General features: G+C 45.8%; 12 protein-coding genes. 2 read left to right on the top strand and 10 right to left on the bottom strand.

Annotated elements, in window-relative coordinates; all coding sequences use genetic code 11:
• Nucleotides 1-245: 245 nt before the first annotated feature.
• The 3 genes from asd to pncB all read right to left on the bottom strand — a co-directional run bounded on the left by asd (nucleotide 246) and on the right by pncB (nucleotide 3,317).
• On the bottom strand, nucleotides 246-1,097 hold the full coding sequence (gene asd, locus GW12_RS08335) for an archaetidylserine decarboxylase (RefSeq protein WP_034586166.1): 852 nt from the start codon (nucleotides 1,095-1,097) through the stop codon (nucleotides 246-248).
• A complete protein-coding gene (locus GW12_RS08330; RefSeq protein WP_034586163.1) occupies nucleotides 1,094-1,942 on the bottom strand; it encodes a sulfurtransferase in 849 nt (282 codons plus the stop codon). The genes asd and GW12_RS08330 overlap by 4 nt, the downstream gene beginning before the upstream one ends.
• A gap of 163 nt (nucleotides 1,943-2,105) precedes the next feature.
• Nucleotides 2,106-3,317: a nicotinate phosphoribosyltransferase gene (gene pncB / locus GW12_RS08325; protein ID WP_034586160.1), complete on the bottom strand. Its 1,212-nt coding sequence runs from the start codon at nucleotides 3,315-3,317 to the stop codon at nucleotides 2,106-2,108.
• A gap of 329 nt (nucleotides 3,318-3,646) precedes the next feature.
• Here pncB and dtd point away from each other — a divergent pair, with 329 nt between their 5' ends.
• Nucleotides 3,647-4,087, top strand: a complete 441-nt coding sequence (gene dtd / locus GW12_RS08320; RefSeq protein ID WP_034586157.1) for a D-aminoacyl-tRNA deacylase — start codon at nucleotides 3,647-3,649, stop codon at nucleotides 4,085-4,087.
• Nucleotides 4,088-4,209: 122 nt separating this feature from the next.
• Here the strand turns inward: dtd and GW12_RS08315 are convergent, their stop codons facing one another.
• The 3 genes from GW12_RS08315 to serB form a co-directional block, all read right to left on the bottom strand.
• Complete coding sequence (locus tag GW12_RS08315; protein WP_034586155.1) at nucleotides 4,210-4,689, bottom strand: SCP-2 sterol transfer family protein; 480 nt, start codon at nucleotides 4,687-4,689, stop codon at nucleotides 4,210-4,212.
• 142 nt (nucleotides 4,690-4,831) lie between these two features.
• Complete coding sequence (gene aciT / locus GW12_RS08310; protein WP_034586151.1) at nucleotides 4,832-5,170, bottom strand: ciprofloxacin tolerance protein AciT; 339 nt, start codon at nucleotides 5,168-5,170, stop codon at nucleotides 4,832-4,834.
• Nucleotides 5,171-5,578: 408 nt separating this feature from the next.
• Nucleotides 5,579-6,799 carry a phosphoserine phosphatase SerB gene (gene serB, locus GW12_RS08305; RefSeq protein WP_034586148.1) on the bottom strand — a complete coding sequence of 407 codons (1,221 nt, stop codon included), beginning with the start codon at nucleotides 6,797-6,799 and terminating at the stop codon, nucleotides 5,579-5,581.
• Between the two features lie 77 nt (nucleotides 6,800-6,876).
• On the opposite strand from serB, the gene GW12_RS08300 reads away from it, so the two are divergent.
• The gene (locus tag GW12_RS08300) at nucleotides 6,877-8,130 is read left to right on the top strand and encodes a hypothetical protein (protein ID WP_034586145.1); all 1,254 of its coding nucleotides are present in this window, start codon (nucleotides 6,877-6,879) and stop codon (nucleotides 8,128-8,130) included.
• 49 nt (nucleotides 8,131-8,179) lie between these two features.
• Here the strand turns inward: GW12_RS08300 and GW12_RS08295 are convergent, their stop codons facing one another.
• The 4 genes from GW12_RS08295 to mhpT all read right to left on the bottom strand — a co-directional run bounded on the left by GW12_RS08295 (nucleotide 8,180) and on the right by mhpT (nucleotide 11,712).
• Nucleotides 8,180-9,148 (bottom strand): bile acid:sodium symporter family protein, encoded by a 969-nt coding sequence (locus GW12_RS08295; RefSeq protein WP_034586142.1) that lies wholly within the window; start codon nucleotides 9,146-9,148, stop codon nucleotides 8,180-8,182.
• A gap of 110 nt (nucleotides 9,149-9,258) precedes the next feature.
• Entirely contained in the window at nucleotides 9,259-9,888 is a 630-nt protein-coding gene (gene pncA, locus GW12_RS08290) for a bifunctional nicotinamidase/pyrazinamidase (protein ID WP_034586139.1), read from the bottom strand.
• 60 nt (nucleotides 9,889-9,948) lie between these two features.
• Nucleotides 9,949-10,335 (bottom strand): hypothetical protein, encoded by a 387-nt coding sequence (locus GW12_RS08285; protein ID WP_034586136.1) that lies wholly within the window; start codon nucleotides 10,333-10,335, stop codon nucleotides 9,949-9,951.
• A 171-nt stretch (nucleotides 10,336-10,506) separates the two neighbouring features.
• Nucleotides 10,507-11,712, bottom strand: coding sequence for a 3-(3-hydroxy-phenyl)propionate transporter MhpT (gene mhpT, locus GW12_RS08280; protein ID WP_034586133.1), 1,206 nt, complete (start codon nucleotides 11,710-11,712; stop codon nucleotides 10,507-10,509).
• Between the last annotated feature and the right edge of the window lie 698 nt (nucleotides 11,713-12,410).

The raw sequence follows: 12,410 nt of genomic DNA, 5'->3' as shown, positions 1-12,410 counted from the left end.
AGTAATAGTGCGTAAGTCCTACTAACTACAAATGTGTCGCACTTGGGATTTGAATCTGCGATTTTTATAATCCTCCCCCTTGCAAAGCAGTGCTTCTCACTTTTTTCAAAGAGGGAAAATCTAGGAAATATTTATTATGGTTAGATTCTCTCTCCTTTTAGGAGAGGGCTAGGGCGAGGTCTAATTCCATATAAGTCCCCTCCACCTAACTTTCTCCCACAGGGAGGAGGAATATTTATTACAAATTAAATCGTATGACCTAGTGCCTCACCCATCAACACCGTTGAATTAGCCTTAAACTTCTCATCCCACTGCATCTTATTCTCTTCAAACAGGATGATTGCAGTAGAACCCAAATAGAAACGGCCTAGCTCAGCACCTTTTTCCAGGAACAGGTCATGCTGGTTCAGTTCGATACGCCCAGACGGTTTTACCTTACCGGTTGCGACGGTTTCAATCCCCGCTACGATCATGGCGCCAACTAAAACCACCGCCATACGGCCCAGTTCAGTATCAAACAGGCACACCATACGCTCGTTACGGGCAAACAGACCTGGAATATTTTCTGCAGTTACCTGATTCACCGAGAACAGTTCACCCGGTACATATAAGGTTTCAGTCAAAGTACCAGCAAATGGCATATGCACACGGTGATAGTCACGTGGTGACAAATAGACGGTTGCAAATTCACCATTTTTAAAAGGTTGCGCCAGTTGTGGATCGGCAATCAAGGCTTCAACCGTAAATTTCTGTCCTTTGGCTTGAAACACATCACCATCTTCAATTTTGCCCAGCTGGGAAATCGCACCATCAGCTGGAGAAACGATGCTGGTCACATCCGAATCCACCTGACGTACGCCGGTACGCAAACCACGGGTAAAGAAGTCATTAAAAGAGCTATATTTCAACGCATTGGTCTGCTCAGCTATCGACATGTCGATGCCATATTTCGCTTTAAAGGCAGAAATCACCGCAGTTTTGACAACTGGATTTTCACTGGCTGCAATTTTGCCGACCACACGGGACAGACGGTGTTGTGGCACAACCTTTTGAGCCTGGATAAAAAGTTGTTGTTTTAAACGCGATGTGATGCTCAAGATGGCGACTCCCCTGTAGCGATTGGACTATCGAGGCGGTTGCCCCATTCACTCCACGCACCATCATAAGCCTGGATTTCCCAGCCAAGTAGACGACCTAAAATATAAGCCAGCCCTGAGCGGTGATGTGACTGACAGTACACCACCACAGGCTGCTTCAGATCAAAGCCCAGCTGTTCCAGACGCTGTTGAGTGCGCTGTAAAGGATGCAATTTTAAATGATTTTGCCGGTTAAGGGCAGTACTCCACTCGAAATGACGTGCCCCGGTAATGTGACCGCCGCGTCGCGCTGTCAGGCGCAGACCGGTATATTCTTCTTCAGTACGACAATCCCAGAGTTGAACCTTGCCCTGCTCGACCTGCTGACGTAGCGCTTTATAATCAATACGCACCTCTTTTTCATGATCCAGCTGAACGGGAACCAAATTCTCTACCGGCTGTAAGTTCACCGGATCAGACGAGGTTGGCAGCCCAGCTGCGATCCAGGCATGAATCCCGCCATTCAGCAGGCTGGTATTTTCAAAACCGATGCAGTGCAGGTTCCAGAGCAGACGCCCCGCCCATGCTCCACCCTCGTCGTCATAGGCTACGACATGATGATCTGTCGAGATATTTAGATAACGCACTAATGCTTCAAGACCGGCTTGATCTGGCAACAGACCCAGCGCATTTTCTTCCTGACGCACCAGCATTTTCGGCTGCAGTTGCAAGGCATTCGGAATATGCAACTGCTCATACACCGAAGCACGGCTCAGATCGACAATACGGAGTTTTTCATTGCCCAGATGTGGCACCAGGTCTTCTGCTTCAATCAGCAGACCAAAATTAAAAGCTGAAGCTGTCATCGTTGTCATAGGAATTATGGTTCAAATCAGTCTGATCTTAGCACAGCTCATTTTTACAATTATGCGGTTTTTAATGGGTTATTTATCACAATTTATGATAACGAATTTGGCAAACAGAACATTGTATAAAAAAACCGTCTCAGGTTTGAGACGGTTTTTTATCTTAGGCTTCAGCCATTTCGCTGATATCGAAGACCTGACGCAGATAAGCCAGGAAGGTATCGTTATCGGTCATGGTTTTTCCTGGGCTGTCAGAAATTTTCGCCACAGACTGACGGTTACATTCCACCAGTTTCAGCACGATATTCAGTGGAGTCTGGCCCATATCATTGGTCAGGTTGGTGCCAATCCCGAAACTCACCTGGAAGCGATCTTTAAAGTACTGATGTAGTTTCCAGGCTTTTTCCAGATTCAGTCCATCACTAAACGTCAGCATTTTGGTTTTGCTGTCGATTTTCAGCTTCTTGTAATGGGCATAAGCCTTGTCGCCCCATTCATACGGGTCACCACTGTCATGACGCAGGCCATCAAACAGTTTGGCAAAGTACAGGTCAAAGTCACGCAGGAAGGCATCCATACCGACCACATCAGTCAGCGCGATCCCCAAGTCACCACGGTATTCCTGTACCCAGGTTTCCAGCGCTGCTTTCTGGAAATCTCGCAAACGGACGTCTAAAGCTTGGAACGCCTGCAGGAATTCATGTGCCATAGTACCGATTGGAGTAATACCTAATTCTTTGGCTAACAAGACATTACTGGTTCCACGAAACACATGCGGTGCAGCCTTGTTAAACTCTTCCACCACATGCTTTTGCCATTCGAAGCTGTAACGACGGCGGGTACCAAAATCCGAGACCAGGAATGGCGGATCATTCGGATCCTGTGCTGCATCGTACTGTTTTAGCAATTCAATCTTGGCTTTCAGGCGACGCTCGCCTTCTGTCAGCACGTCAGGCGTACGGATACGGCTGAAATAGAGTTCATTCACAATCGCCAGCACAAAGATTTCAAACATCATCGCCTGCACCATCGGACCTTCAACAGTAATATCCAGACGGCCTTCGCTGTCGATGCTGGCTTTGATAAAGCGGCGTTTCAGCTGGAACAGTTCCAGATAATCGACAAAGTCGCTTTTGATAAAGCGCATGCCACGCAGGTATTGCAGTTCATCTTCTTTAAATTTCAGCTGGCACAGCAAATCGAGCTGATGGTTGAGATCATCCAGAATATCAGTCAGTGGATAAACTGTATCTTCTAGGTTGCGGCAACGGAAATGGTACAGGCTGTGGGTTTGCGGAAACTTGTGCAAGACCACTTGTAACATGGTGAATTTATACAAGTCAGTATCAAGCAGGGATTGGATGATTGGCGCCATAACTTCAGAAATATCGCTGTGCTTATCTCTGCATTAAAGCATAAAACGGCTCGTAATATTGCAGGAATTACGTACAGCTAGGTGAAAATATCACGAAAAATTAAATGTAAAAAACAGCTTATTTATCTGCTTTTACTGAAAATTTCTTGGCTGTCTGAATGATTTTTTGTAGCTGTTTTTTCCTGGCCAATCACTTTGGCAAACTCAGCCATAGTCTTCGGTCCAGTCTGTTGAATCTCAATAAATGGAGTAAATTTTAAGCAGTATCCATCCACACCTTTTCTGCTGATCTTGTACAATGCAGGCAATTTTTTAGTTTTGAGTCAAATATGCGTGCATTGTTACAACGGGTACTTGAAGCCAAAGTCGTGGTCGAGGGTGAAACCACTGGCGAAATCCAGCATGGCATTCTGGTGTTTTTGGGGATTGGCAAAGAAGATACTCTGGAAAAAGGTCAGAAGCTGATTGATAAAATCTTGAAATACCGTTTCTTTGATGATGATCAAGGCAAAATGGGCTGGAACGTGACACAGGCTAATGGTGGAATTTTACTGGTGTCACAATTTACCCTGATGGCACAAACCCAGAAAGGCTTACGTCCCGATTTTGGACCAGCCATGCCACCTGCAGAAGCCAAAGCCATGTATGAGCAACTGGTGGACTATACCAAATCACAATTTCCAGCGGTTCAGACCGGCATTTTTGGCGCGGACATGAAAGTGCATCTGGTCAATGATGGACCGGTGACGTTTAATCTGGAAGTAGAATAAACAAAAAAAAAAAAGCCCTCGGATTGAGGGCTTTTGCTTTTAAAAAATCTTTCATCCTACCTTTTCTTTCTTCCTCTGGGAGAAACACAAAGAGGGTGTAAAAAGGATGAAAGATTTTTAATTTATTTACCAGTCTTTTCTTTAATAAACTGACGCACCAGTTTCACTTTTTCTTTGACTGGTTTTGGCAGTTTCGGTGGAATCATTTTCGCGACTTGGTTAAACCAAACCAGCAAACCAAAATCCCCTTCCATCTTGATACTGCCGTTTTGCATACCGGTCATAAACGCAGTCGGGTCACCTTTCATCAAGGTTTTTACACCCTGCTCGCTATCGGCAAACTGCAACACGAAATCTGCGGGTTCAGGATTGCCAGATACCGTATCGATCTGACCATTATTGACAATAATCTGGCGGGCAAAGCCTTCATCAGTACCGATCTGGATTCGGAACTGACGCTCATGCACCAGTTCAATAAATTTTGGGCTGGTACGTGCCAACTGCTTCATGCGCAAAGCCAGACCAGCCACCAGCAAATCCAGCGGGTCAGTGCTGACATCAACCAAAGGAAGTTTCACGACAGGAATCGAAGACAGTTTCATGCGTTATGCCTATTTTGTAATTGTACGAAAATTGACAGCTATCCTAGCATAAAATCTTGGCAGGTTAAGCATGCAGTTTGTTGATGTTGTTTAACAAAAAATGCACCCGAAGGTGCATTTGTTCTTTTTATTTTAAGTACTGTTAGCGGCTGGATAACTGCTGCTGGTCATCTTCATATACTGGTGTGTGCTCGATGCAGCGGCGCTTGGCGAGCAAGGCACGTTCAGCACGACGATCTTCGCGTAGCAGCAGCAGAGTGACAATCACCATGACACTGCTTAAAGACGCCAGATAAGCATAGGTCATTGGCAGTTCAAACAGGGTTTGTGTACCAAAACGAATAATTTCGATCAGTCCCCAGGTAAACATACCCGCTACCATAAAGCTCAGCCAGCGACGATAAGGTGAGAAGAACACAATAAGCACAGCAGCGGCTACCAGGCTCAGGCCTACAATTGTTGCTAAATTCGCTGTTACCATAACATCCCCTCCGTTCAACTGAAGCTGCTGCAGATGCAGTCTTTCTTTCAGCTGAAGTCGATAAAACCACCAAGTGGAACATACTGATTTGTTTGTCTATGCCAGCATTATGATGAGTTTTTTGACTAAAAAAAGTCCTTTTCTTTTACGGAACGACATATATTGTCGCGATATTATTTTGTCATTACATTTTTTGATTTTCGAGTTTTTGCAAAACATTTGTGTCATCGACGCTGGCGTGTCATTACAAAATCAACGCTGTTTTTTTGGACTAAAAAAATTTTTTTTCCGTTTAAGATGATCGGTGTATTTCTATACAGGCTGCCCTGTTCATCTTTAAATCATTCTCAAATGGCATAAAAAAACGCAGCTCTTGGACTGCGTTTTTTAGTTTAAATCGATCTGAAATCAAGCACGGCTTAGGTCTTTGTCATGCACACCGAGCAGGTACAGCACCCCATCCAGACCCACGCTAGAAATCGCCTGATTGGCATTTTGGCGAACCAGTGGTTTAGCACGGAACGCGACTCCTAGGCCTGCAATTGACAGCATTGGCAGGTCGTTAGCCCCATCACCCACAGCAATGGTCTGTTCCATGGAAATGCCCATCTCTTCAGCAATGGTCATCAATAGATGTGCTTTACGTGCACCATCGACGATATGACCTTTGACTTCACCAGTGACAATACCATCCTGAACATCTAGGACGTTGGCGTGCACTTCATCAATTCCCAGTTTCGCTTGCAAATGCTCAGCAAAATACTGGAAGCCGCCAGACAGAATCGCTGTACGATAACCCAGTGCTTTTAAAGTCGAAATCAGGCGTTCTGCACCTTCACTTAAGGTTAGACGTTCAGCAATTTTTGGCAGTACCGATGCATCCATACCTTTCAGCAAGGCCACCCGTGCACGGAAGCTTTGCTGAAAGTCCAGCTCGCCCTGCATCGCGCGTTCAGTGATCTCAGCGACCTGTGCACCGACACCGGCTTCTTTGGCCAGCTCATCAATCACTTCCTGCTCGATCAGGGTGGAGTCCATATCGAAGCAAACCAGACGGCGGTTACGCCGATAGACATTGTCTTCCTGGACTGCCACATCAATGCCCAGTTCAGTTGACAGACGCAGACACGCAGTACGCATGGCAGTGGCATCCAGCATCTGGCCCTTCAGGCTAAACTGTACGCAGGCACGTTTCGGCCCAGCTTCAGCACCATCCAGTACCGGACGACCGGAGAGTCGGGTCACGGTTTCAATATTAAAGCCCTGGTTGGAGACGATCTGGGTCACCGCCTGCAGGTCAGAAGCCTTTAATTCTGGAGCCAATGCAGTCACGATATAGCGGGTCTGACCGCCTTCCTGCACCCATTGATTGTATTCTGCGACGGAGATTGGTTTAAAGCGCACTGTTAACCCGATTTCATGTGCTAGAATCAGGATTTCCTTCATCGCTAACGCGGTTGCAGTCTGGTCGTCCGAAGATACAACAATACCTAAGGTCAACTGGTTATGAATAACCGCTTGTCCTACATCCAGGATCTGTAAGGAATGAGCGGACAAAACCCGCATTAATCGTGTAAATTGATTAGGCTGGTCCGGTCCTAAAAATGAAATAAGAATGATTTCTCGCATGAATTGACTCGGGTCTGAGCTACAACTATTGTTAGAATCATAATCGAAATTGAACAGAATTGCCTTGGAAGTTTACGTTGAATGCGCCTAGACAAGGGCTATTTGCTAGCCTACTGATTATAAGTTTTGCCCTGCATACCTTCTTGCTGGTATTGGCAACGACTCACCAGCTGAATGAAAACCGTGCCAGTCAGGGTCAGCTGATGACCAGCCAACTGGTGACAGACAGCCTGGCCGAGCTTGATCCACCCAACCGGGTTTCACTGGCTTTGCTGGCAAACCGTTATGCCACCAACCCAAGTGTGGCGTCAATTCGTATTCTCGATTCAAATGCTCAAGTTTTAGCCACTGGTGGACTGACCAAAACCCGTGAAGGCGAAGTTTTTGTCCGTGATGCACAAGTCAACGAGAAAAAAGTCGGTTCAGTGGAAATTACCCTGATCGAACTCAGCATCGGTGAAATTCTGCGTACCCAATGGATGGCAATTCTGTTCTCGTTCATCATCCATGCATTGCTGTGGTTAGGCTATCGTGCCATCGCCCGCCCGAGCCGTAGTGAATATCTGGCACGGATTAACAATGAATCACGTCTGAAATTCGAGATTCAGACCTTGACTCAGGCACTGGAACAGGAAAAACATAATGCCGCACTGGCAATTGCCCAGGCACAGCAAGCCATTCAGCAAAAGCCAAAAGAAAAAACTTCCACCCCAGTGGCCGAGGAAAAAGATACCCTTTCCCTGAATATCCAGTTCTATGATCCTAAACAGCTACTGGATTCAGTGAATAAGACGGTTTCTGTGCCCTACTTTAACCTGTGCCAGATCTTCCTGAACAAGGCCACTGAACTGTGCGTACAGCATTACAAATTAAACAGCTCGGATATCCAGACCGTGCACAAGTTTGATGAAAAAGGTGCAACCTTAAGCATTGCTGCGGACAAACCGGATGCTCTTGCCTGCCTGACCCTAATCAGCTATGTATTCCAGCTGTTGTCTGAAGTGCTGTATAAACGCTACCGTGAAGACAAACGCTTTGTGCTGCAGACCCGTTGTGCAATTTCATCGAAAGTGGATGAAATGCAGTTGAACTCAACTCAAGCAGCGGAACGACTGGTACAGCAACTGGTGGCGCGTGAAAGCGCTGTGCATGTGCCAAATACCTTACTGAAAGAGATTGCCGATCACTATGAGCTGGTCAGCATGCCAAATCCAACCAATGTCCTCACTCGCCATGCGTTTGTCATGAACGGCATGGATGCAGAGATGGCGGAACTGGCGCAAAGCTTCCGAACCGATATCCTGAAATCAAAACAATCCAAAGCTTCTTAAGAAATTTAGATAACAAAAAGCCCGATTCAAGATCGGGCTTTTTTATGACTTATGGCTGCTGAGATTTGTTAGCTTGATCTGTTTCTGGCGGCTGTTTAGCTGCCCAATAGGTTGCCAAAGCAGGACCGGAAATATTGTGCCATAGGCTGAAAATGGCACTGGGTACTGCGGTAATCGGTGATGCAGTAAAATGAGCCGCCGCCAAAGCCACGCCCAGACCTGAGTTCTGCATACCGACTTCAATCGATACCGCACGGCAGTCAATTTCTTGTAATTTAAAGATACGGCTGGCCCAGTAACCCAGTAGATAGCCCATACCATTATGTAGTGCCACGATCCCGAGGATCATCAGACCCGATTCTAGAATCTGAGCTTTACTGCCAGCAATGATCGCTGCCACAATCGTGACAATGGCCACTACCGAAATCAAAGGCATCACCTGGATAGATGCATTGACTTTGGCTTTAAAAATCGCACGTACAATCAGACCGAGTAGAATCGGAAATAATACGATCTGTAAAATCGACACCAGCATCGATAGGGCATTGATTTCAAGCCATTGACTGGCCAAGAGATAAAAAATAGCAGGTGTCAGGATGGGTGCCAACAAGGTGGATACTGAAGTACATGCCACCGATAAAGCCGTATTGCCCTTAGCCATATAGGTAATCACATTCGATGCTGTCCCCCCCGGGCAGCAGCCCACCAGAATCACCCCGATGGCAATTTCTGCCGGAAGCTGGAACAAATGACAGAGCAGAAAAGCCAAACCCGGCATCACCACAAACTGGGCGAACACACCAATCAATACCGCTTTAGGACTTTGCAAGACGCTTTTAAAATCGGCCAGGGTCATAGTCATGCCCATCCCAAACATGATGATACCGAGCATCCATGGAATATAGGCTTTCAGCCAGACGAACGTCGCTGGCGAGGCAATGGCAAGCACCGCGAATACAATGACCCAAAGCGCAAAGGTTTTCTGAAAAAATTGGGTAAATCTAAATAATGCCGACATGTGGGGAGTCCATGGGTCATAAAAGAAATATGCCATGGCAATCCACGGCTATTGAATGCAGGCAACTTAACATGGCAAACCGCCTGCAAAATCTGGCTAAGACAAAAGGTTTAGGCCAGTTCTACGATATCTTTCATATAGATACGCTTTACACCCTTGGCCAGCATATCTTGCCAAGCATGCTGCAGCGAACCATTTAAGTCGATGCCTTTAGTGGCATCCGAAATCACAAAGGTCTTGAAACCGAGTTTACATGCATCCAGTGCGGTCCAGGCCACACAGAAGTCCGTCGCAATGCCGACAATAAACACAGTATCAATACCGCGCTCGCGCAGATAACCGGCCAGACCGGTCGTGGTTTTCTGGTCCGCTTCCATAAACGCTGAATAACTGTCAATCTGCTGATGGCAGCCTTTACGGATCACCAGCTGCGCATGCGGCAAATTCAAATCTGGATGCAGCTTGGCATCTTCCGTACCCTGTACGCAGTGACTTGGCCACAGCACCTGAGAACCATAATCCAGCTGAATCGTGTCATAAGGTGCCTTGCCTGCATGATTCTCGGCAAAAGAAATATGATTTGCTGGATGCCAGTCCTGGGTCAGCACCACATTGTCAAAATACTGTCCTAGTTGATTGATATTGGGAATAATCTGATCCGCATCTTTGACCGCCAGATTGCCACCCGGGGTAAAGCCTTTTTGTACATCCACAACAATCAACGCGGCGTTTTGCTGCATAAGTCCTCATTCCATGAAAATTTGATGATGGTCCAGCATAGCGAAAAAACCTGCACTTTTTTAGTCGCGACGATAAAAATAGAATGACTCATCATTCTGACAAAAGTCATAGTCAGACAACTGCTGACACAGCCGCTCGGCAAACCGTGGGTAGATCCGCGCCTTGCGTGGTGTAGATGCGTGAAAGTAGAAATAACGTAGCGGATGTTTGGCGAGATAGTGGCGTAAATGCTTTCGGCACTGAATCATCACAGCAAAGGCATTGATGTTCTGCCCAACATCATCCATACGGGCCTCATCTTCGAAATTTAGCCAGGCCTCTGAACTGAGCCGGACTTTGGGAACTGCTGCAGCAACCTTATGCAGCTGGATTTCATATTCGTGCAGGTAAAGATGGAATTCATGCTGGTCAATTTTAAACTGGGCGATTAATTGCTTTGCGCTCAACCCTTTCCTCCAGGCTTTATTATTTTTTACACAGCATTATGCCATTTTTTATTTTTAAAATAATGATTTAATAAATGTTTTGCGACTCAGCTTGTCGCATTGAAAACACATCATTCCAGCAATAAAAAAGCCTGCATCACGGCAGGCTTTTTTGGATATTCATTTCTTATTTTAAACTTTGGTACGGCTCACCAGGAACAGCATACATACCGCAGAGATCACGATACATGGAATCGCTGCCGAGATTACCCCTGCTGCACCAAAGCCTGCAGTCAGTAACTGACCCGCGATTGCAGGACCAAGCATTGCACCGATACGGCCAACAGCAGAAGCAACACCCACACCGGTACCACGCACTTCAGTTGGATACACGATACTACCGAAGGCATACAGTACGCCCTGACAGCCAATCACGAAGGCACCCGCCAATGCTGCTGCCATGTACATTTGCTCCAGTGAGCTTGCACCATTCAGCGCCAGCAGACCTGCCAGGATACCACCGTACATCAAGATGATGACATAGGCTTTTTTCAAGCGATCCGTCAGCATACCCAGAATCACAGTACCGATGGTTGCAGTCACCATGAAGTAGAACTGTGCAGTTGAACCATCTTTACGGGTGAAGCCCAGTTCCATAAACAGGGATGGCAACCAGCTTAGCATGATGTAAACCACCATCAGCGTGAAGAAGTAGCTCACCCAGATACATAGCGTACGTAACAGGTTGTCCGAGTTAAACAGATCCTTGAATGAACCTTTTGGTGAGGCTGCCAGTTCTGCCGCAGTTTTGTTTTGCGCTTTCAGGTATTCTTTCGACTCTGGCAGGCAAAGCATCATCAGTGGAATCACGATGAGAGGTAGCAAACCGCCCAGGTAGAATACATTTTTCCAGTTAGCGCCGAATTCAGTTGCCGCAATCAACGACAAAATCGCCGCACCAACGGGCATACCACAGTACATCAGGCCCACCGCACGACCACGATTTTTTGGAGCAACGGCTTCAGATGCCAGGGTAATCAGGATTGGCATCGCACCACCCAGACCCGCACCTGCCAGGAAACGCACTGCCAGCAAGCTGTGAAAGCTGTTCACCCAAACGGTACATAAGGTGAATAGAGCGAAAACCCCTGTAGACCAGATCAAGACTTTCTTACGGCCAATTCGATCCGCAAATCGACCGCCGACCAGTGCACCAGGTAATAAACCCAGAATCCCTGCACTGAAAAACACCCCCAATTGCGAGCTATCGAGACCAAAATGCTCACGAATACCCGCTGCCGCAATCCCTGCAGCCTGAATATCTAAGCCTTCAATCACGGCGATCAGGAAACAGATCCCGACCGTGATTATCGCGTGCTTGTTGTCTGATTTTTCCATTGGAATATCCTTGTTCAATCAGCGTTCAAAATTAAAGTCGCCATCATCGCTAAGACCGAAGTCGGATTTAACTACCAATAAGTTGAACATTTTTGTAGGATTTCTCTGGACAAACCCAAATGTTATTACTTTTCTTCTCAATCACAGAAAGTCGAAAAAACAATTAGTCCAGTCATGAAAAATTTTGTGTTCATCGCTTTAGCAGTGATAAATCAATCTTAAAAATCCAACATTCAATCAATAAACCTATTTTAATTAATATCTAAAAAGAATTAATTGATTATTTTTATCTAACTTTTGGCGATAAATTCACTTTTTATTTCTATATATTTTAGCTCTTATCTCATTCTTTATTACTCTAAATAACAACTAAGACACTGTATTTAAAATAAATTATTCCTATAAACACATTTCTTTATATCTGCTGTACCAAGAGATATGTTCCTCAACCAGACCATTGAGAAAATCCTCACCAAAGAAATCATTATAAAATTCATTCTTTTTAGTGATTGCTTGTTCAGCCAGAGCTTTGTATAAAGAATTGCACCACTTTGGCGAAAGCATATTGTTCTTATGCAGCCGATCGGTCATAATTTGCATACGCAATATTCAATTCAACGCAAGTATATTGAATTTGCTACAAATCAAAACAAACCCATCCAGCTTTATGTTTTCTCATTCTCTTCGGATGGACAAAT

The organism is Acinetobacter sp. HR7 (assembly GCF_000773685.1).
In the GTDB taxonomy this organism is placed as follows: domain Bacteria; phylum Pseudomonadota; class Gammaproteobacteria; order Pseudomonadales; family Moraxellaceae; genus Acinetobacter; species Acinetobacter thermotolerans.
This window is presented reverse-complemented; position numbering and strand designations above follow the sequence as displayed.